Genomic DNA, 17,036 nt, shown 5'->3' with positions numbered 1-17,036 from the left:
TAAGGCGTAGCCGCCACCCGGCTTGCTTTTTAATACCGCACGCACACCGACTTGGTTTCACACCAGCCGTCCAGCCAGTCCGGACCGAAGTCACGCCCTGTCCCGGACTGCTTCATCCCGCCGAACGGCAGGTTGGCGTCGATCAGCGTATGGCTGTTCACCCACACGGTGCCCGCCTGCAGCCTGTCGGTGTACTCCAGCGCCTTGCTGATATTCTGCGTCCAGACGCTGGCCGTCAGGCCATATTCGGTGTCGTTTGCCAGCTGGAGCGCCTCTTCCCCGTCGGCGACGCGTACCAGGTTGACCACCGGACCGAATACTTCTTCACGGGTGAGCCGCAGCGAGGCATCCGGGTTCACCACCAGCGTCGGCGACACGTAATAGCCTTTGCCCTCCGGACCACGGTTACCGACGATCAGCTCCGCGTTGCGCGACGTCGCCTCATCAAGGAAGGACTGCACCTTGTCGCAGTGCGCACGTGACACCAGTGGGTTGATAAACGCCTCCGGCGACATGCCCGGCCCGACGCTCAGGGATTTCACCGCCTGTTCGAACCCGCCGACCAGCGTGTCAAACAGCGGCGCCTCTATGTAGATACGCGAGCTGGCCGCGCACACCTGCCCCTGGTTCAGGAAGCTGCCGGTCATCAGGCCTTCGATCACCCACGCCGGGTCCGCATCCTTGAGTACAATTGCCGGGTTTTTCCCGCCGAGCTCGAGGGTCACGCCGGTGAGCGTATCCGCCGCCGCGCGGGCAATTTGCTTACCCGTCGCCGTTGAGCCGGTAAAGCTCACCTTCGCGATATGCGGGTGCGAGGTCAGCGCTGCGCCACACACCGCGCCGCTGCCGGTCACCACGTTGAACACCCCGTCCGGGATGCCCGCTTCACTGGCGAGTTCCGCCACGCGCAGCAGGGTCAGCGGCGTGGTTTCCGACGGCTTAATGACGATAGAGCAGCCCGCGGCCAGCGCTGGCATCACTTTCCACATCCCGATCATCAGCGGGAAGTTCCAGGGCACGATCCCGGCCACCACGCCAACCGGCTCTTTACGCGTCCACGCCTGATAGCGTGCCCCCTGCGGTAGCGGGATGGAGAGATCGAGGGTTTTGCCCGCAATTTTGGTGGTCAGCCCGGCGGTATAGCGCATCCAGTTCAGGGTGCAGCCGACTTCAAAGGCACGGGAGATGTTGATGGACTTGCCCTGCTCCAGCGTTTCAAGCTGAGCCAGCTCCTCGCCGTGCTTTTCAACGAGATCGGCGAAATGGAGCAGGATCCGCTCGCGCTCCGCCGGGAGTTTTCCGGCCCAGGTACGGGCCACATAGGCGCGCCAGCCGGACATGACGGCACGATCAACGTCGTCGACGCTGGCGTCGGCAGTTGAGGCAATCACCTCGCCCGTGGCCGGGTTGTAGACATTAAGCCGCTTTTCACTGTCCGACGCGGCCTGACGCCCTTCAATCCACAGGCCATGCTGTCGGTCTAAAAATTGTTGCACGGCAGGCTGAATAGCCACCAGTGATTCAGACATAGGATACTCCTTCGTTATTCTTCGCAGGGTGTTCATCCAGTCTAAGAGGGGTTTTGCATTCTCGCTTTTGTCTCTGTGACATTCGCTTTGCCACCTGTGACAGGCGCCGCAAATCGCGATAATTGCCGCTTATATCGCTGTTACCGGTGAGTGTTCTTTCCTATAGTCAGCCTCATAGCTCTGACAAAATGCAACACAAATGCAACAATACGAAAACGTTGACGGTGCAGTGAGAGAAACGATGGCGTGTGCAAGCGAGCAGGAACAGTATCAGCAGTGGCTGGCGCAAATTAACCAGGTTTGCGGGCGTTTTAACGCGCAGCCCACCGGGGGCAGATTCTACGGCGAGCTGGAGACCAGCTATGCGCGCAGCCTGAAGCTCAGCACCGTCACCGCCGGTGGTGTCAACCTGTTCCGCTCCCATGAGGAGATCAAACAGAGTAGCGATGCCTGGTTCTATACCGTGTTTCAGCTCGAAGGCAGCGCGGAGATTGAGCAGGATGACCGTCGCGCGGTACTCAGAACCGGGGATATCACGCTGATTGACGCCTCACGCCCCTGCTCGATCAACTGGCAGGAAAAATCCCGCCAGATTTCGCTCCTGGTTCCCCGTCAGATTATTGAGCAGCAGTGCCGTTTTCAGGAGATAAGCTGCGCCACCGCCCTTTCCCGCACGCTGCCCACGGTGCAGCTAAGCCATCGCCTGTTGATGGAGAGCATGAGCAATGCCAGCCTGAGTGACCGGGAGAGTGAAGCGGCGCTCGAAGCGATGATCTGCCTGCTGCGCCCCGCGTTCCAGCAGCGCGAAATTATTCAGCCGCGTAAGGAGCGCCAGTTCCAGCATGTGGTGGCCCTGATTGACGACCATATTCAGTCTGAATCGCTGCGTCCGGAGTGGATTGCCGCCGAGAGCGGAATGTCCGTGCGCAGCCTTTACCGTATGTTTGCCGAGAAGGGGCTGGTAGTTGCGCAGTACATTAAAAACCGCCGCCTGGATCGCTGCGCGGAGGTGCTGCGCGCAGCCGGTGATGACGAAAAGCTGGCGGGCATTGGCTACAGCTGGGGGTTCACCGACCATAGCCATTTTTCAACGGCGTTTAAGCAGCGCTTTGGCGTTTCGCCGGGTGAATACCGCAAGCGCTACCGCTAGCTATTTTTTCAGCCATTTTCCGTTAATGCCCTTCACATACTCGCCCGGCTGGGCGCGGGCAACCAGTTTTTGCCCTGCCATTTTGGCCACTTCATCGACCGGCAAATTATTGCTGTCAGCCAGCTTCTGGTAGCTTTCCGTGCGCGCCGCGTTGATGCGATTGACCAGCGCCAGCGTTTCGGCATCCTGTTGAATCGGGGCCAGATAACCGCTGAGGGTTTCCCCCACGCGCCCCTGGGCCCGGGCATCGTTGAGGGTGAGCGTAGCCGCCTGTACGTTCATCCCCAGCGCCAGCAAAATCAGAGCTACTCGTTTCATGGCATCCTCAGAACAGATCGCTGCGCGATTTCAGCAGGGTTTCAACGTCTTTATCGACCTTAATGTGGATCTCATGTTCGATTTTGACATTCATGTTGATGGTAATCGGCTCCTTTGGCGCAGCGACTTCAATGCGCGGCGTACAGCCGGACAGTAGCGCGGCAACGGCAACGGTGAGCGCACCAGCCATCTTTTTCATTGTTATTCCTCACTTTCCTTGCCAGTCGAACTGCGGAGACCGGGTATCGCCGCGTGTTGCTCAAACCAGGTTTGCAGGTTGTCTCCAAAACGCAGGCTGCGCCAGAGGGTAAAGACATTCTCGTCATGGGTATAGTTCAGGTTGACGGAGCTGCTTTTGCCATCGACCCGGCTGGTCCCCTTGATGGTCGCCTGCATGGTTAATTCACCCAGATTATCTAAATTGATTCTCGTCCACGAACGCGAAATTTCCATATAGCGGAGCCAGTTAATCGCGGCGCCCGCGACCATATTGTCTTTCACGATGGCGTCGGCCGTATCTTTGTCGATGCGCAGCGTCATTGGCCCCGGGTTGGTCAGCCAGCCATCCTTAATGATCCATTTTTCGTTGTCCAGCCAGAACGGCAGCGCCCCGCTGACCGGCCCCGACATGGCGAACTGTTTCGGATTGACGGCGCTAATCAGCTCGCTCGAGGAGATATTGTCCACCCGCAGCAGGGCCGGATCGTGCTGCGGCATTCGCAGCTGCTGCATGGTGATCTTCCCGCCGAGGGTTTCCACCTTCACGTTGGTGAGCAGCAGCGGATTGTCCTCCGTCCAGGGATAATCGCCCTGTAAATCCGCGGTAATGTTGCGCGCGGTCACCAGGTTTACCACTTCACCGATGCGCAACGTGACCGGACCGCGCGTGCCCAGAGACCAGGTGCCCTCGGTGAAGCGGAACGGCAGCACAAAATCGACGCCGTTAATCTGGTTGTCCGGCATCCAGGCGCTGCCGGATTTCAGTACCCCGTGACCACCCGCTTCAAAGCCCTGATCGGCCGCCGCCGAGAAGGCGACCTGCGCATAAAGCTCACCGTCGCGCAGCGTCATTTTCCAGTCCGGCGGGATAAGCGGCTGGAATACGGTGAGGGACTGTTTCGGCCACCAGGCCTGCCCGCGAAGGCGCACGCCATCCCAGCGTCCGTTCACCTGTACCGGGCCGATGTTGTCCGCATGGAGGTCACCCTTAAACTGAAAAATCGTCGGGTCGGTGCCGTCGACGCTGAAGGTCAGGACCGAGGGCGGCAACACGCTGCCGCCGGAGAAACGGGTTTGCCCTGCGTTGAGCGACAACGCCCCACTGAAGGTTGGTTTTTCGGCATCGCGCAGCCAGCGTACAGGCCGATCCAGCACCAGACGCGGCGTGCTGACCTCCATCGTGCCGTACTGAAGCTTGTCAAAGCCGGTGGAGAGCGCCGTCAGCTCAATAAGGTTATCGCGCCACTCGCCTTTCCCGGCGACATCCCAGCGGGCATGCATCGGCGTAAAGCCGCCTTTGCCCCAGTAGCGCCACTGCCACAGGCCGTTATCGGGTAAAAAGTCGTTGGCCTGACCGTCCAGGTGGAGTTCAAAATCGCCCATCTCGTTTTCATGGGCGCGCAGAATCGCCTGTAAACGACCGTCCACCCCCTTCCGGGTGAGCTTCACGCCCGCCAGCGGCCAGCGGATTTCATCGATATCGAGCGAGTCAATGATGCGCCCGCGCGAGCGAAGCAGCGCGCCCGGCTCAAAGGCGAGCTGCGGTTCATACAGGCTGCCGGTCAGTTTTGCCGGTAATTTGGCGTAAAGAATGAGATCGTTTTGCTTCGCCTCGCCGCTCAGGTGCAGGGGCATGTCGCTGTTTTCCATGCTGAGCCTGCCGGGCCCAATATTCAGTACCGCGTTGCCTTTACCCGCATCGCCTTGCGTCAAGACGTTCAGTCGTCCGGTCAGGGTGGCTTTCTCCAGCCCCTGCTGCCAGTTGTCGGCGCGAAGGGACACCCGCCCGCTCAGCGGCATACCCGAGAGATCCCAGTTCCAGCGCCCGTCGCTGATGTTGAGCTGTTCCGCCGTGATCTGCCACGGCAGGTCGAGAAGCGGATCGGGGTTGTCTCTCGCCATCACCACCAGCTGTCCCTGATTGTCTTCCCAGTCGAGATCGGCATCGACCAGAGACGTTAACTGTGGCACGTTAAAGGTCGCCACCGCGTGGCCTTTCACCGGCACGCCGTCCGGCACCAGCGGCAGGGTAAACTCACCCACCAGCTTAATCGGCTGCGGCTGATCCGGGAGCTGAACATCGAACTGGTTGACCGAGAGCGTCTGACCGCGAAGCGTGCCTTTAATGCTGACCTGCTCGCCTTTATAGGCGATCTCCTGGCTGGACGGGGTTAGCGACGCCTGCAGCTCGCCCTGCCACTGCTGCCAGGGCGATAGCGTCAGACGGTGAATCGTGAGCCAGGTATTGGGTAACACAGCCTGCCATTGTGCCAGCGTTTTCGGGGCGACCGTTGAGGGCGCCGACTGGGGAATTTTGCTCAGGCAGACGGTGTTAAGATCCAGCGCGCCGATATCCAGCTTCCAGCGGCTGGGATGTGACAGCGTCACGTTATCGATGCGGGCAATTTCGCAGTCTTCCACCAGATAGCGAAGATCGGGGATCACCAGCGCGTGGCGAGTCAGTTTCGGGCTCTCTTCGAACGCGATGCGCGTTCCGACGGGAAGCCAGATCCCGGCGAGCGTCGGCACCCACTGGGCGAGCGTCATCAGCAGCGTCAGCGGCAACAGTATGAACAGCAGTAAAAGCGCAAGAGCGGCTTTGTATTTACCCTTCATGGGCAGTTAATATCCTGATTTAGCGAAAGAATTAAGCCGGCAGTGCCGATCATTGTCGCATGTTTAGCGGTTGAGTTGAAGTTGACGCCAAGTTAAGAATAGATGCTGTAATAGTAAGCGGTAATTTTTTTGCTATGCGTAACCTAAAGAATATAGTTTCGGTTCAATTGGTTACGCATAAGTTCAAGAATAATCGCAGAGCAGATTTGCGACATTAATACCTATTCCGTGGCATTGCCAGCAGGTAAAGCATGGCGAATATCAATGACCCCCAATACACCGAGTCGTACCGCCAGGGATCAAAATCAATATGTAAAAAACCGCTAACAAACTCATAGCCGTTGGCAAAAACGTTAATTTGAATGGCTGCGATGGCTATCACAAATAGCGTATAGGCAATGAACAGAGGATATTTATGAAGCCTGTTGACCTTGAGTTTCCCGAGGTACAACAAGAAAAAAACGACAATAGATACAATAAAATAGCATACGGCAGGTAGAATCGGTGGGGTTAATGACAACTCGAATTGTTCCGACATAATTAATTCTCTTTAGCTATCTGGTACATCTGCCAACCTGTGACGCTTCCACTGGTTAAATCCAGAGCCATCGCTGTTTTAGAAGCCTCTTGCCATCCTCTGATATAATCAGATTCAATGTTGCGAAACAGACTCCAGGATTTTTCTCGGGGAGCCAGTACTCTCCTGCCCGCGCCATAGGCTGATAAAGAGATATCAACTACTCCATAGACAATATCAGCTTCATTATTCCCATAGCCGAGTTTCGCTGCTACGTAACGATAAGCATCTCTTAGCGTGCCAGACCGATCTTCACGATAAAGAAGATAGTATCCATTTTCATACATGTTGTTTAGCCCATGAGTAATCATAGGTGCACCATACGCAGCACAGGCCAGACCCAGCGAACCGACGCATAAACTAGCGCCCCCATACACTTGCGCCCCACCGGCAACGAAACCGATCTGTTTAAGCGCTAAAGTCGTCGTTGTTGTTCGGTTTTTTTCAACAACAATAAATAACTTAGCTTTATTGAAGGTGAGTAAATCATCCTGTTCCTTAAGATGATGTATCTGTTCATCAAGTAATTGAATCCCGCCTGACCAGGTCAAGCAATGCGACTCGATCTCCCTTCTCAGGTGAGCAACAAGTTGTTGAGTTTCAAAAAACATACCAGCGGTACCATAAAGCAAATGCTTTGTGGCAATTCGCTGCGCAAGATTTTCAATCTCTAAGACTTTCTCTTCGAAATGACTTTTATCCCGATTATGGTTGTACATTCGGTCTCCCTGTCATTTTAAAATGATAGTAATAATACTACCTTCGATGTTAGGACATTCAAAGAGCTACGTCATTTTAACAGCTAAAGGTAGTCACATTTTCAAGCATTGGGAAACCACTTACCCAAACATACGCACTTGTTGTGACTTTAGTCTCCCCCATAGCCCCCTTAGAGTAAAACAAGCAGACATGTCGCTGGTGTCAGTCCCGCTTAAGAAATCGGTGGATATGAATATCATGGAGTTAGGGTGCACATATGCTCTAGAATAATTGATAGAACTTATTGAATTCAATAATATTTTAGAAATTGTAAGATAATTTTAATCATGCTAACGTGAATGCAAAATCACTGGAGAAAGTCTTATGAAACTCGCGGTATACAGCACAAAGCAGTACGACAAAAAGTATCTGCAACATGTTAACGAGGCTTACGGGTTTGAGCTTGAATTTTTCGACTTTCTGCTGTCCGAAAAAACCGCCAAAACGGCGCACGGCTGTGAAGGCGTCTGCATTTTTGTTAACGACGACGGCAGTCGCCCGGTGCTGGAAGAATTGAAAAAACAGGGCGTGAAATATATCGCCCTGCGCTGCGCGGGCTTTAATAACGTGGACCTCGACGCGGCGAAAGAGCTGGGTCTGAGGGTGGTGCGCGTCCCGGCGTACTCCCCGGAAGCGGTCGCGGAACATGCGATTGGCATGATGATGTCGCTCAACCGTCGTATTCACCGCGCTTATCAGCGCACCCGTGATGCCAACTTCTCTCTGGAAGGGCTGACCGGCTTTACCATGTACGGCAAAACCGCGGGCGTGATCGGCACCGGTAAAATCGGCATCGCCGCCCTGCGCATTCTGAAAGGCTTCGGCATGCGTCTGCTGGCGTTCGATCCGTACCCGAGCGCCGCTGCGCTGGAGCTGGGCGTGGAATACGTCGACCTGCCGACCCTGTTCTCGCAGTCTGACGTGATCTCCCTGCACTGCCCACTGACGCCGGAGAACTACCACCTGCTAAACCAGGCGGCGTTTGACCAGATGAAAGATGGCGTGATGATCATCAACACCAGCCGCGGCGGGCTGGTTGACTCTCAGGCCGCTATCGAAGCGCTGAAAACTCAGAAAATTGGCGCGCTGGGGATGGACGTGTACGAGAACGAACGCGATCTGTTCTTTGAGGACAAGTCGAATGATGTGATCCAGGACGACGTGTTCCGCCGCCTGTCTGCCTGTCATAACGTGCTGTTTACCGGACACCAGGCGTTTCTGACTGCCGAAGCGCTGATCAGCATTTCGGAAACCACGCTGGGTAATCTGCAGCAGCTGGAAAAGGGCGAAGCGTGCCCTAACGAACTGGCGTAAGCGTGACGCCGGGTGGCGTCTATGCCCCATCCGGCGTACTGTCAGTTTCCCAGGTCCGGTGCGCAAAGCACCACCATAGCAGAACGGCCACCAGCGCAATCGCGCTCAGAACGCTGAATGCCGTGGCAAATGAGTAATGACCCGCAATCGTGCCGGTTAACGCCGGGCTCATGGATGCCCCAACCCCCTGCATCAGCATCACCACGCTCTGCCCGGCATTGACGTGCCCGCTCCCGCGCAACAGCACCACGATAAACGACGGTACCGCGACGCCCAGAATCCCCGCGGCCAGCCCGTCGAGAATTTGTACCGGGATCATCATTAACGGCGCATCCGTCGACGCCGCCAGCGCCGCGCGCACCGGCATCACCAGTAGCGCCAGCATAATTAAGCGCCAGTAGCCGTAGCGGTCTATTCGGTTGGCGACCCAGATGGCGACGGGGATCATCACGGCCTGGGAGATGATAACGGTGCCCGCCGCGTACAAACCGGGGTTGATCGAGGCGGGCGCGGCGGCCACCCTCATGCTCAGCATCGGCAGCAGCGCGGCGTTCGCCAGGTGAAAGAGCAGCAGCGTCAGTCCGGTCACCAACAGCGCCCGGTTTTTTATCAGCACGGCAAATCCGGGAACCGGCAGGCTCGCGGAAGAGGACAGCCCACGCGCCGCGTCGTTGTCGATATCCCCGTTGCGAATGGCAAGCAGCGCGCAGAGCGTTAACAGCGTGGTGCTGGTCATCAGCAGGAAAATCCCGCCCACGCCCCAGTACCACGCAATGCCGCCCGCGATCAGTGCAGTAACAAAGTTGCCGCCGTGATTGAACGCCTCGTTTCTGCCCATCTGCGCGCTGAACCCGCTCTGCCCGGTCAACCCCAGCGTAATCCCGGCGATCAACGGCCCGACAAATGCCGCACAGAGACCGGTGACGATTTGCGACACGGCGACAACGCCGCTCTGCTGGCTAAACCAGAGCAGAAGCGTGCTGAGCGTGATCAGAATGCACAGAAGCGCGAGCACAGCGCGCTTGTTGCGGGAGGTGTCGGTGATGAATCCCGCCGGCAGCGTGGCCAGTAACCCCGCCAGCCCGCCGGCCGTCATCAGGATGCCGATATCATCAGGGGTCCAGTGGCGTTCGGTCAGGAAAATACCGAGGAAAGGCCCCAGACCATCACGAACATCAGCAATGAAAAAACTTGTCAGGCATAACGCCCGCAGCGAACGAAGAGACATACTTCCTGCCTTGCCTGTTATTGCCTGAAATAAGCAAAATGCAGTATACCGGGTATTTTTGAAAATCAGATGACGTCTGAAAAATATTCCCTGCAAACTTAAACAATACATCAAGGGCGCTGTTTTTTTACTTTACTCATTATTGCGCCTGCTTATACTGGCAAAAATTTTCACAGGAGTCCTTCGTTGGAAAGCCATTTTATCGTTGATACGAAGGTAAGCTGACGCGATTTTCTCGCTGCTTACCTTAACGGTGGGCAGCAATCCTCTTGACGTGATTGCATCCCAATACATTAAGAACGGCCAAATTTGTGGAGCATCGCGATGTTCATGTTTAATCATTCACTCTTTCCGCCGCCCTCGCGCTGACATGCTTTGCGTTTTAACGGCGTCATACTGTGCTTTGTGAAGCGCTGACGCTTATCGTGTAACCATGTTAACAGGCGACAGGCTGATGTTCCCTTATATCTCTCATCTGCTCGCAGCGATGCTGCTGGGCGCAATTATTGGCGCGGAAAGACAGTGGCGCCAGCGTATGGCCGGGCTTCGCACCAATGCTCTGGTTGCAACGGGTGCGGCCGTGTTTATTTTAAGTTCCCTCTCGACGTCACCCGATAGCCCGGGGCGTATTGCAGCGCAGATTGTCTCCGGAATAGGTTTTCTTGGCGCTGGCGTTATTATGCGTGAGGGAATGAATATTCGCGGTCTTAATACCGCCGCGACGCTGTGGTGTTCGGCCGGAATTGGCGTGCTCTGTGGCTTAGGTCAATTCTGGAATGCCGGTATGGCCAGCGTGATTATTCTCTGCGCCAACATCCTGCTTCGCGAAGCTGCGCAGCGGATTAATCAACTGCCCGCGCTCCATGAAGGCGAAAAATGCTATGTCCTGAAAATCACCTGTGATGACGAGCATGAAGATGCGGTGCGGCAGAGTGTGGTCAACATGGCGAAAGAGTTGACGTTGAGTCTGAAAGCCATTTATTGCGATACGGCGCAAGCAGAAGGAAAAACTGAAATACGGGCCGAGGTAATGACCCGTGAGGAATACCGGAAATTACTCGAGCTAATTATGGGTAATATTGGCGGGAATAAAATTATGGCTTCCGTAAGCTGCCACGCAATATGAATACGATACCGGGCATTGCGCCCGGTTGAGGCTTCCCGTTTTGCAGAAATGGGCAGTGACATGGGCCGATGAATCCCAGGATGCCCCGTTCAACAAACGTTCTTTATCACACTACTTGACGAATTCAGAGGCATGTTCGACCGGGCGAATATCACATAACCAAAATTTGTCCTCGTTATGACAGCCTGCTCTCTGTTTTGCAGGAATTAACGGCCTACTCTGAGTTGTGCAAAAAACACTCAGGAGGGACACATGTATAACTCAATTTTGGTTCCTATTGACATTTCCGAGGATAGCCTGACGCACATGGTTATCCCGTTCGTTCAGGCACACACCGCACTTAACACGGCCAAGGTCCACTTTCTTACCGTTATTCCTTCGCTTCCCTATTATTCATCGTTAGGTTTGGCCTACTCCGTGGAAATGCCGAAGATGAAAGAATTCCAGCACGCTGCTTTAGCGAAACTGGATGAGATTGTTAAGCAATTCAAAATTCCTGCAGATAAGATACAGACTCACGCCGTGACGGGATCGCCTAAGGATCAAATCCTTAAGCTCGCTGACACAATCGGCGCCGACCTGATTATCATTGCCTCCCACAAACCTGACATATCGACGTATCTGTTGGGTTCGAACGCTGCGGCAGTGGTGCGGCATGCGAAATGCCCTGTGCTGGTTGTAAGATAAAAAAACCGGGCGTAACGCCCGGTTTTTTAAGCCAACACCATGAACCGCTCCCAACCGATAGCGACACAGGAATATGAGCAGGTTTACAATCCCTGACCAGCCTTACCTGTTCACGCAAAGCGCAAATGGCGACTGCAGATTTCCAATCAGCCAGCCATTACCTGTAGGTTCAATCTTCAGCTGGCGAACGGTTCCCTCGGGAACATAAAAGAAGCTGCTTTTAAAACTGTCATCATCAGCTGTATCACGCGGATTTTTAACGTAGCGCGTATCGGTCAGGGCAATCTCACCCGGCCTGTTCATCTCATAGCTAAAGAGAATAGTGCGTGAGATGACATTAACACCTCGCGCTGACTGGATATTCCCAGACAGGACAGCCTGGCCATCGTGGTTTTTATCTAAACGGAAAATAAACTCCAGCGTAGCGACGAAATCAGGTTCGTGATGGTTGTAACGTACAATTGTGGAACAGTTAACACTCAATGCACTCTGTTTATGACGCATGTGAACGTAGAACCACACCGATAACGCCAGGATGAGGAGTAAAATTACGGCAGATATCCCTGTTTTTTTATTGATTGCGTTCATAACCACTCCAGTAGTTATTCAGACAGGAGATGTAATTATTATTCTTTTGCGTGCATCGACTGATAAACGCCCTCCCCTTATTGCCGTACAGATAGGACTCTGAAACCTGATAGAGAAAAGAAGTGCCTTCCAGACACTGAATATGATTTGAGTTAGCCAGTTCTAAAAACAGTTCTTTTTTTTGCTCTGACAGGGATGCAGAGTTGCTCTGGACTGTATAGACAGGACAGGTGTCGTAGTTAAACAAAAAATGAGGCTTAATCTGTTTTATTTCCTTTACGTCTTTCGACGAAATTACGAAACCTGACACAACTAAGGTAGCGCTGATTAAAAGGATAATCAGTGCCAGCGTATAATGAAGAGCCTTGTTCTTACCCGCTACCGCCGTACGGTGTACTACCTTTATTTTCCCCGACTCTTCATCTTCTTTGAGTCGTCCATCAGCAATCGTAGATTCAGTTATATCCCTGACATCAATATCACTGTTAAACATAAAGCCGACCCGAGGCACTGTGGTAATACATTCATCCGTAATACCAAACTGGACGAAGTGTTTTCTCAGTTCTGAGATGTATTTATTTAATGTGTGACTCGATGAGCGCAACCCATGAGCATCCCAGACGTTATCCAGGAGTTCATTCCGTGTCAGGACTTGACCATGCTTTTCGAGAAGGCATGTGAGTAGCCTGTTCATTGTCAGGGTCAGAATGACAGTAGAGCCCTCGTCTCCGGATGGCCATATGGCACCATCTTCAGAGCGATAAAAAACCCTATTATCAATCACAAAAACCATCTCTGACTCCTTATCCATGATGGTAATTGAATGGATCTTCACATTTATCCAGCCTGCGAAAGCCCATTAACTTCTTTCTCGCATCTTAGCACAGCAAGACGCAACAACCTCTTCTGCAGACTTATCACTTGTAAATTAAACGCCAATCAGAATATAAGTTTGTATTTTAATAAATTCACAATACATGTATCTACACGCCGTTTTGGGTTGATAGGATTATTCGCAGAAGTGAATGAGCAGGTTCTTATTCTTCAGGAGCAGCCATCCGACCTACCGCCATTCACAGCCCCGGGTACGAAGAGACACCTCGGGTAGCGAATCCAGTAGATAAGGAGCGACATTGTGATAAGCACCAAAATGCTCATGAAGGCAGAACGTTTCTTCATCAAAGCTCGTACATTGATTAGAGAAACAATCTTATCAGCGGAACTGACCGGTGCTGAATTTGTTCCCTTCATCCAGCCGGTATGTAAGGGCGATGAGATTGTAGGCGGAGAGGTTTTACTCAGAGTTCTCAAAGATGGGATTTACCAATCTCCCGAAAAATACCTTTCGGCAATGGAATCATGCGAGGTGATTAATGATGTCACATGCAGCCTCATGTCAGATGTTAAAACATTTTTTGAAGGCTATGAAGGAACGCTACCTGATGATTTTTATCTCTCCTTCAACATCTGTGCGAGACAGTTGAACTCTTCAAGAGTTATTGAAGCAGTGACGGACTTTAAGAAAGTATTCGACGGACGCATTGCTGTCACGCTGGAAATTGTCGAACGCGGGACAATGAACCTGGACGACTTTGCACTCGATGCTATGCAGCAACTTACTGAGTCAGGTGTGCGATTTGCGATTGATGATTTTGGCAGCGGGAGTTCATGCCTTAAATATATTGAGCATGCAGGTTTCTCAACAATCAAGATTGATAAATGCCTGACAATTGCGAGCAATGGATCATTAATCTATTCCGCGGTAATTGACTCGATTGTAACGCTTGCAGAACGATTGCAAATTCATGTTATTGCGGAGGGGATAGAAGATAAAGAACAACTATCGCTTTTGAAAGACAAAGGAGTGGATATTTTTCAAGGTTATCTATTTTCAAAACCCATAAGCATGCGCGAGTTTTGCACGCACATATAACACTTTTCAAAAACGTAAATACAGCAATTCGCAATCCATTATGGAAAAGCATTACTTAAATAACAGTAGTGCACTCAACCTCATTGTTACAGATTTAAAATCACCACCAAGGACAAATTATATATGTCAGCTAACTTCCCAAATCCGCCAGAGTTTCCGTCCTGCACAGGACCGGACGGAATTCTTTATGACTTTAACTATGGCGCGCGCGTTTTGCTTCCGGAAGGAAAATGGCACGTCATTTTAATGGACGACGACAGCGGTAATATTCTTTTCAGCTGTGATTCAGAAGGCGGTTGGGTCACCAGTAATAAAAAATATTACGTCCGCTTCCGCATTCAGGTATTCCACCAGGGATCGGCGAGCCCGGTCCTGGATGAAACGCTGGATATGAAGGACAAGCCCGTCGTCATCTTTTTCCCAACGGGTACGCTGGGCGACATGCTTGGGTGGTTCCATTATGCAGAGCGTTTTCGCCAGCTGCACCGCTGTCAGCTTGAGTGCGTTATGGGGCAGGAAATCATTGAACTGCTCAGCGCACAGTATCCCGAGATCACTTTCTCCACAAAGGACAATCTGCAGACGGTAAATCCCTACGCATCCTGGTATGTAGGCCTCTTCTTTAAGGGGGACACCACTCATCAACCCATCGATTTCAGGAAGGTCGGTTTCCACCGCAATGCCGGCTACATCCTCGGGGTCGATCCGCGGGAGTGCCCTCCCCGCCTGAAACTGGATGCGGAACGAAAAATTGCGGAGCCGTATGTCTGCATCGCCGCGCAGTCCACCAACCAGGCGAAGTACTGGAACAACGGCCATGGCTGGGCAGAGGTGGTAGCCCACCTTAAGTCCCTAGGATACCGGGTGCTGTGCATTGACCGCCATGCGCATTACGGCCAGGGCTTCGTCTGGAACCATATTCCCCAGGGTGCCGAAGACTTCACGGGGGATATTCCACTTCAGGAGCGGGTGGACCTGTTAAGGCATGCGAGCTTCTTTATCGGACTTGGCAGCGGGCTGTCATGGCTAGCCTGGGCGTCCGGTATCCCTGTGGTGTTAATCAGCGGATTCAGTCTCCCCAACAGCGAATTTTACACCCCCTGGCGGGTGTTCAGCAGCCATGGCTGTAACGGCTGCTGGGATGACACGTCCGTTGATTTTGACCACGTGGATTATTTGTGGTGTCCGCATCACAAGCACACCCCTCGACAGTACGAGTGCACGAGCCTGATAACCGGTCGGCAGGTTATCGGCATGGTGGACCGTCTGCATTCAGGATTAGTTGATAAGTAAGGGACGTAAATATGAACAAGATATATACCAGAGTGTGGTGCGAGTCGCGCCAGCAGTGGGTTGTTACCTCTGAACTCGCGACCGGGTCCGGTCGTCCGAAGCTGACGCCGAAGAAAAGCGCACTGGCGTTACTGCTGGGTGCCGTGCTGCTGCCTTCAGAGCCGGTCATGGCTGCAGATCATGTGGGAACTATAGTAACTGGTTTGCAGAATATTTATTCAGGCGATACGGCCACATCTACAACCATCAACGGCGGTGCTCAGCGTGTCTCCAGTGGTGGTACTGCTACCATTACTACCATCAACAGTGGTGGTTCTCAGTCTATCTATAATGGCGGCGAAGTCACTCACACGACTCTCAACAGTGGTGCTCTACAGATGGTTTCCGGCGGGACAGCCATCAGTACAACAATTCACGGTAGTGCTGCTCAGTACGTCTTTAGTGGAGGAACGGCCTCTTCTACTATCATCAACCGACGTGGGACACAGACCGTATACGGGGAAGGATCGGTCAATGATACCACCATCAACAGTGGCGGGTTCCAGTACATCTCCAGTGGTGGATCAGCTACTGGCACCACCATCAATAGTGGCGGTATTCAAGAGGTATACAGTAACGGCACGGCAACCAGCACCATAATCTTAAACGGTGGCATTCAGTACGTCTCCAGTGGGGGTACTACAACTAGCACCACAATCAACGGAATTTTTGGCAATCAGCACGTCTACAGTGGAGGCTCCACAACTAATACCACTATCAGTGCTGGGACGCAGCACGTCTACGGCGGAGGTTTGGCCACCTCTACTACCATCCACGATGGAACTCAGAAAATTTCTGGAGGAGTTGCTAACTCAACGACCATAAACATTGACGGTACTCAACTTGTCGACAGTGGTGGCACGGCAACCTTTACTATCATCAGCGGTGGGTCTCAGCTAGTCTCCAGTGGCGGTTCGGCCACAGGCACACGTATAAACAGTGCTGGAGTCCAAACCGTCTTCACTGGGGGTTCGGCCATAGACACTTCTATAAACAATGCTGGAGTTCAACTCGTCAGTGTTGGCGGCATTGCAACCTCTACTGCTATATATAATGCTGGAAAGCAGATAATCTCCGCAGGAGGTTTAGCCACCTCAACAACAATCAGTGGTGGTCAGCAGCATATTTTATCCGGCGGTTCAGCAACCTCTACTATCATCAGCGCAGGAGGTGGTTATCAGGAGGTCAACCTTGGCGGCTCAGCCATCCACACTACACTCCGCGGCGGCTCGCAGTTCGTACGCAGTGGTGGTTCTGCCACCTCTACTACTATCTACATAGGTGGCTATCAGGAAGTTGGCGGCTCTGTCACATCCACGACCATTCACAGTGGCCAACAGCGCGTAGACATTGGGGGCTCAGCAACTTCTACAATCATAAACAGTGGTGGTCTGCAGACAATAAGTGGCTCGACCACCTCTACTATCATAAACAGTGGTGGCATGCAGAAAGTCTACAGTAGAGGTATGGCTACAGAATCTACTATCGACAATGGTAAGCAGTACGTCTACAGCGGCGGTTTGGCCACTGGCACCACTATCCACAACTATGGGGAGCAGTTTGTCTCCAATGGCGGATTGGCAGTAAGCGTGCAGTGAGAACCGTATTGACGAAGTGAAGCTGGTCAGGCAGGCAGAGTAACCCGCCACGGGAGCAGAGC

The 17,036-nt window shown here is 53.1% G+C and carries 16 protein-coding genes; 7 read left to right on the top strand and 9 right to left on the bottom strand.

The window, feature by feature from the left end; all coding sequences use genetic code 11:
- Nucleotides 1-29 precede the first annotated feature (29 nt).
- Nucleotides 30-1,529, bottom strand: coding sequence for an aldehyde dehydrogenase family protein (locus C6A40_RS20325; RefSeq protein ID WP_032663599.1), 1,500 nt, complete (start codon nt 1,527-1,529; stop codon nt 30-32).
- A gap of 241 nt (nt 1,530-1,770) precedes the next feature.
- Here C6A40_RS20325 and feaR point away from each other — a divergent pair, with 241 nt between their 5' ends.
- Nucleotides 1,771-2,679 carry a transcriptional regulator FeaR gene (feaR, locus tag C6A40_RS20320; protein WP_045336182.1) on the top strand — a complete coding sequence of 303 codons (909 nt, stop codon included), beginning with the start codon at nt 1,771-1,773 and terminating at the stop codon, nt 2,677-2,679.
- Here feaR and C6A40_RS20315 read toward each other — a convergent pair whose 3' ends face one another.
- The 5 genes from C6A40_RS20315 to C6A40_RS20295 all read right to left on the bottom strand — a co-directional run bounded on the left by C6A40_RS20315 (nt 2,680) and on the right by C6A40_RS20295 (nt 7,128).
- Nucleotides 2,680-2,997: a YdbL family protein gene (locus C6A40_RS20315; RefSeq protein WP_008502387.1), complete on the bottom strand. Its 318-nt coding sequence runs from the start codon at nt 2,995-2,997 to the stop codon at nt 2,680-2,682.
- 7 nt (nt 2,998-3,004) lie between these two features.
- On the bottom strand, nt 3,005-3,196 hold the full coding sequence (locus tag C6A40_RS20310) for a YnbE family lipoprotein (protein ID WP_008502388.1): 192 nt from the start codon (nt 3,194-3,196) through the stop codon (nt 3,005-3,007).
- A gap of 2 nt (nt 3,197-3,198) precedes the next feature.
- On the bottom strand, nt 3,199-5,832 hold the full coding sequence (locus C6A40_RS20305; protein ID WP_045335941.1) for a YdbH family protein: 2,634 nt from the start codon (nt 5,830-5,832) through the stop codon (nt 3,199-3,201).
- A 214-nt stretch (nt 5,833-6,046) separates the two neighbouring features.
- Nucleotides 6,047-6,370 carry a hypothetical protein gene (locus C6A40_RS20300; RefSeq protein WP_008502390.1) on the bottom strand — a complete coding sequence of 108 codons (324 nt, stop codon included), beginning with the start codon at nt 6,368-6,370 and terminating at the stop codon, nt 6,047-6,049.
- Nucleotides 6,371-6,372: 2 nt separating this feature from the next.
- Nucleotides 6,373-7,128, bottom strand: a complete 756-nt coding sequence (locus C6A40_RS20295) for a DUF4225 domain-containing protein (RefSeq protein ID WP_023327356.1) — start codon at nt 7,126-7,128, stop codon at nt 6,373-6,375.
- Nucleotides 7,129-7,492: 364 nt separating this feature from the next.
- Between C6A40_RS20295 and C6A40_RS20290 the strand changes: the two genes are divergently transcribed.
- Complete coding sequence (locus tag C6A40_RS20290) at nt 7,493-8,482, top strand: 2-hydroxyacid dehydrogenase (protein WP_023311563.1); 990 nt, start codon at nt 7,493-7,495, stop codon at nt 8,480-8,482.
- A 19-nt stretch (nt 8,483-8,501) separates the two neighbouring features.
- Here C6A40_RS20290 and C6A40_RS20285 read toward each other — a convergent pair whose 3' ends face one another.
- Nucleotides 8,502-9,710 (bottom strand): MFS transporter, encoded by a 1,209-nt coding sequence (locus C6A40_RS20285; protein ID WP_045335942.1) that lies wholly within the window; start codon nt 9,708-9,710, stop codon nt 8,502-8,504.
- A 454-nt stretch (nt 9,711-10,164) separates the two neighbouring features.
- On the opposite strand from C6A40_RS20285, the gene C6A40_RS20275 reads away from it, so the two are divergent.
- Complete coding sequence (locus tag C6A40_RS20275; protein WP_025911395.1) at nt 10,165-10,836, top strand: MgtC family protein; 672 nt, start codon at nt 10,165-10,167, stop codon at nt 10,834-10,836.
- Nucleotides 10,837-11,088: 252 nt separating this feature from the next.
- Entirely contained in the window at nt 11,089-11,523 is a 435-nt protein-coding gene (gene uspF / locus C6A40_RS20270) for a universal stress protein UspF (protein WP_023335555.1), read from the top strand.
- A gap of 102 nt (nt 11,524-11,625) precedes the next feature.
- On the opposite strand, the gene C6A40_RS20265 is transcribed toward uspF, so the two are convergent.
- Entirely contained in the window at nt 11,626-12,111 is a 486-nt protein-coding gene (locus tag C6A40_RS20265; protein ID WP_008502396.1) for a hypothetical protein, read from the bottom strand.
- A complete protein-coding gene (locus C6A40_RS20260) occupies nt 12,095-12,904 on the bottom strand; it encodes a winged helix-turn-helix domain-containing protein (protein WP_045335945.1) in 810 nt (269 codons plus the stop codon). Before C6A40_RS20260 ends, C6A40_RS20265 begins: the two co-directional genes overlap by 17 nt.
- 342 nt (nt 12,905-13,246) lie before the next feature.
- On the opposite strand from C6A40_RS20260, the gene C6A40_RS20255 reads away from it, so the two are divergent.
- From C6A40_RS20255 to C6A40_RS20245, 3 genes are all read left to right on the top strand, one after another.
- Nucleotides 13,247-14,044 (top strand): EAL domain-containing protein, encoded by a 798-nt coding sequence (locus tag C6A40_RS20255; protein WP_045335946.1) that lies wholly within the window; start codon nt 13,247-13,249, stop codon nt 14,042-14,044.
- A gap of 123 nt (nt 14,045-14,167) precedes the next feature.
- A complete protein-coding gene (locus C6A40_RS20250; protein WP_045335948.1) occupies nt 14,168-15,337 on the top strand; it encodes an autotransporter strand-loop-strand O-heptosyltransferase in 1,170 nt (389 codons plus the stop codon).
- Nucleotides 15,338-15,348: 11 nt separating this feature from the next.
- Nucleotides 15,349-16,974, top strand: coding sequence for an AIDA repeat-containing protein (locus tag C6A40_RS20245; protein ID WP_114191385.1), 1,626 nt, complete (start codon nt 15,349-15,351; stop codon nt 16,972-16,974).
- The last annotated feature ends 62 nt before the right edge of the window (nt 16,975-17,036 follow it).

This window comes from Enterobacter sp. GER_MD16_1505_Eko_090 (assembly GCF_003331015.1).
Taxonomy (GTDB): Bacteria; Pseudomonadota; Gammaproteobacteria; order Enterobacterales; family Enterobacteriaceae; genus Enterobacter; species Enterobacter roggenkampii.
The sequence above is the reverse complement of the archived record's forward strand: the minus strand, read 5'-3'. Positions and strand labels throughout refer to the sequence as shown.

Coding starts and splice junctions, on each gene's coding strand:
- C6A40_RS20260 (WP_045335945.1), bottom strand. CDS start 12,904: ATGGTTTTTGTGATTGATAATAGGGTTTTTTATCGCTCTGAAGATGGT.
- C6A40_RS20245 (WP_114191385.1), top strand. CDS start 15,349: ATGAACAAGATATATACCAGAGTGTGGTGCGAGTCGCGCCAGCAGTGG.
- C6A40_RS20265 (WP_008502396.1), bottom strand. CDS start 12,111: ATGAACGCAATCAATAAAAAAACAGGGATATCTGCCGTAATTTTACTC.
- uspF (WP_023335555.1), top strand. CDS start 11,089: ATGTATAACTCAATTTTGGTTCCTATTGACATTTCCGAGGATAGCCTG.
- C6A40_RS20300 (WP_008502390.1), bottom strand. CDS start 6,370: ATGTCGGAACAATTCGAGTTGTCATTAACCCCACCGATTCTACCTGCC.
- C6A40_RS20285 (WP_045335942.1), bottom strand. CDS start 9,710: ATGTCTCTTCGTTCGCTGCGGGCGTTATGCCTGACAAGTTTTTTCATT.
- C6A40_RS20250 (WP_045335948.1), top strand. CDS start 14,168: ATGTCAGCTAACTTCCCAAATCCGCCAGAGTTTCCGTCCTGCACAGGA.
- C6A40_RS20315 (WP_008502387.1), bottom strand. CDS start 2,997: ATGAAACGAGTAGCTCTGATTTTGCTGGCGCTGGGGATGAACGTACAG.
- C6A40_RS20325 (WP_032663599.1), bottom strand. CDS start 1,529: ATGTCTGAATCACTGGTGGCTATTCAGCCTGCCGTGCAACAATTTTTA.
- C6A40_RS20275 (WP_025911395.1), top strand. CDS start 10,165: ATGTTCCCTTATATCTCTCATCTGCTCGCAGCGATGCTGCTGGGCGCA.
- C6A40_RS20305 (WP_045335941.1), bottom strand. CDS start 5,832: ATGAAGGGTAAATACAAAGCCGCTCTTGCGCTTTTACTGCTGTTCATA.
- C6A40_RS20295 (WP_023327356.1), bottom strand. CDS start 7,128: ATGTACAACCATAATCGGGATAAAAGTCATTTCGAAGAGAAAGTCTTA.
- C6A40_RS20310 (WP_008502388.1), bottom strand. CDS start 3,196: ATGAAAAAGATGGCTGGTGCGCTCACCGTTGCCGTTGCCGCGCTACTG.
- C6A40_RS20290 (WP_023311563.1), top strand. CDS start 7,493: ATGAAACTCGCGGTATACAGCACAAAGCAGTACGACAAAAAGTATCTG.
- feaR (WP_045336182.1), top strand. CDS start 1,771: ATGGCGTGTGCAAGCGAGCAGGAACAGTATCAGCAGTGGCTGGCGCAA.